Below are 2,021 nucleotides of genomic sequence, written 5' to 3'. Positions count from 1 at the left end.
CTTCTCAGTCTGGCGCTCCTGGTATTCCCTTCCAGCGATGTCGAAGCCAAAAAGACAACCCTGAGTCTTGAACTGGAAAGCCCTGCTGAACAACTGACACAAGATCAAGACGCTGCTGAGGCCGTTCAAGCCACAAATGAACCAGCAACCTCCCCCTTCGCGCAGATCGACAACAGCGCCGAAGACACTCAGGAAACCGCTCAAGCCGAACCTGCGCCGGTCGTCGAAGAAAAGAAGCCGGCAAGCCACAGGGAAGTGATCGTCACCAAGGGTGACACCCTCTCTACACTGTTCGAGAAGGTCGGCCTCCCGGCCACCTCAGTGCATGACGTGCTGGCCAGCGACAAGCAGGCCAAGCAGTTCAGCCAACTCAAGCATGGGCAAAAACTCGAATTCGAACTGAGTCCTGACGGCCAGTTGACCAACCTGCACAGCAAGCTCAACGACCTCGAAAGCATCAGCCTGACCAAGAACGACAAGGGCTACACCTTCAACCGCATTACCGCCAAACCGACCGTGCGCTCGGCTTACGTTCATGGCGTGATCAACAGCTCGCTGTCGCAGTCCGCGGCCCGAGCGGGCCTGTCTCACAGCCTGACCATGGACATGGCCAGTGTGTTTGGCTACGACGTGGACTTCGCCCAGGATATTCGCCAGGGCGACGAGTTCGACGTGATCTACGAGCAAAAGGTGGTCAACGGCAAGGCCGTCGGCACTGGCCCGATCCTGTCGGCGCGCTTCACCAACCGCGGCAAGACCTACACCGCCGTACGCTACACCAACAAACAAGGCAACAGCAGCTACTACACCGCTGACGGCAACAGCATGCGCAAGGCGTTCATCCGCACACCGGTGGACTTCGCCCGCATCAGCTCGAAATTTTCCATGGGCCGCAAACATCCGATCCTGAACAAGATCCGCGCCCACAAAGGCGTCGACTACGCAGCACCGCGTGGCACGCCRATCAAGGCTGCCGGTGATGGCAAGGTCTTGCTGGCCGGCCGCCGTGGTGGCTACGGCAATACCGTGGTTCTCCAGCACGGCAATACCTACACCACGCTCTACGGCCACATGCAAGGCTTCGCCAAAGGCGTGAAGACTGGCGGCACGGTGAAACAGGGCCAGGTGATTGGCTATATCGGCACCACCGGCCTCTCCACCGGGCCGCACCTGCACTACGAGTTCCAGGTCAATGGTGTGCACGTCGACCCGCTGGGCCAGAAACTGCCAATGGCCGATCCGATTGCCAAGGCCGAACGCCCACGCTTCCTCGCCCAAAGCCAGCCATTGATGGCGCGCATGGAACAGGAAAAAGCCACTCTGCTAGCTTCGAGCAAGCGCTAAGTCATGGCGCTCTATATAGGTGTGATGTCCGGGACCAGCCTTGATGGCCTGGACATCGCACTGGTCGAGCAAGCCCCGGCGATCAGGCTGATCGCCTCTCACTACATCCCGATGCCCGATTCCCTGCGCGCCGAGCTGCTCGGCTTGTGTGCCAGCGGCCCGGACGAAATCGCCCGCTCCGCCATCGCCCAGCAGAACTGGGTGAAACTGGCAGCCCAAGGGATTCATGCCCTTCTCGCTCAGCAGCAACTGAAGCCTGACGACATTCGTGCGATCGGCAGCCATGGCCAGACCATCCGCCACGAACCGGCACGCGGTTTCACCGTGCAGATCGGCAACCCGGCCCTGYTGACGGAGCTGACCGGCATCACCGTGGTCAGCGACTTCCGCAGCCGTGACGTCGCTGCCGGCGGACAAGGTGCACCGCTGGTTCCTGCCTTCCACGAGACACTGTTTGAAGAACGGACCGGCAATCGTGCCGTGCTGAACGTCGGTGGATTCAGCAACCTGAGCCTGATCGAACCCGGTAAGCCTGTTGCCGGTTTCGACTGCGGCCCGGGCAATGTCCTGTTGGACGCCTGGATTCATCAGCAACGTGGCGACAACTATGACCGCGACGGCCACTGGGCCACCAGCGGCAAGGTTGAACCGGCTCTATTGAATGAGCTGCTCAGCGA

At 60.6% G+C, this 2,021-nt stretch carries 2 protein-coding genes; both read left to right on the top strand.

Translation table 11 applies throughout. The features are described 5' to 3' along the window. The coding region (locus AC1DVH_RS30185) for a peptidoglycan DD-metalloendopeptidase family protein (RefSeq protein WP_477756877.1) at positions 1-1,344 on the top strand (1,344 nt) is incomplete at its 5' end. A 3-nt stretch (positions 1,345-1,347) separates the two neighbouring features. Next, a partial coding sequence (locus AC1DVH_RS30180; RefSeq protein ID WP_477756876.1) for an anhydro-N-acetylmuramic acid kinase occupies positions 1,348-2,021 on the top strand: 674 nt, incomplete at its 3' end.

This window comes from Pseudomonas sp. P4_C3 (assembly GCF_056402075.1).
This window is presented reverse-complemented; position numbering and strand designations above follow the sequence as displayed.